We start from the raw sequence: 816 nt of genomic DNA, 5'->3' as shown, positions 1-816 counted from the left end.
GTATCGGGGCTGTACGAGGAGTTCGGTGCGGCCGGGTACGACTACGGGCCTCTGTTCCGGGGTGTGCGGGCTGTGTGGCGCAAGGCGGGCGAGGTCTTCGCCGAGGTCGAGTTGCCGCAGGGCAGTGGTGAGGGCTTCTCTGTGCACCCGGCGTTGCTGGACGCTGCTTTGCACGCGCTGGTGTTGATCGATCCGGATGCCGGCGGTGTCGGTGAGCCGAGGCTGCCGTTCTCGTGGGCGGGAGTGTCCCTCGCGTCTTCCGGGGTGACGGCGTTGCGGGTGCGGTTGGCCGAGGTGGGCGAGGGCGCGGTGTCGCTGGCGGCGACGGATACGGCGGGTCGGCCGGTGGTGTCGGTGGACTCGTTGGCGCTGCGCGCGGTCAGCCCCGAGCAGCTACGGACCGCCGGACAGGAGAACCTCTACCGGCTCGAATGGCAGCCGGTGCCGGCCGCGCCCACGGCCGGTGACCACCACCTCGTGCTGGGCCCCGACCTGCACCTGCCCGCGCTCGACGGGCCGGCGCCCGGCATTGTCGTGGCTCCTGCGGTGGTGGGGGAGGTGGCGGAGGATCGTCTGGCCGACGAGGCTCGGGTGGTTACCGGCCGGGTCCTCGGGTTGGTGCAGGGGTTCCTGGCGGATGAGCGGTGGGGCTCGTCGCGGTTGGTATTCGTCACGCGGGGTGCGGTGGCGGTGCGGCCGGGCGAGGGTGTTCCGGGTTTGGTGAGTGCTCCGGTGTGGGGGCTGGTGCGGTCGGCGCAGCGGGAGCATCCCGACCGGCTGTGGCTGCTCGACGGAGCGGATGAAGCGCAGGCCGCG

Annotated in this window: 1 protein-coding gene; it reads left to right on the top strand. The window is 72.3% G+C overall.

Annotation, left to right across the window (positions count from 1 at the left end; all coding sequences use genetic code 11):
- On the top strand, positions 1 to 816 hold an 816-nt coding region (locus tag H5J33_RS36500; RefSeq protein WP_181798964.1), incomplete at both ends, for a polyketide synthase dehydratase domain-containing protein.

The sequence above is a fragment of the Streptomyces sp. WELS2 genome (genome assembly GCF_013870595.1).
Lineage (GTDB): Bacteria > Actinomycetota > Actinomycetes > Streptomycetales > Streptomycetaceae > Streptomyces.
Note: the sequence above shows the minus strand (reverse complement) of the source record. Positions and strands in the feature narration are given on the sequence as shown.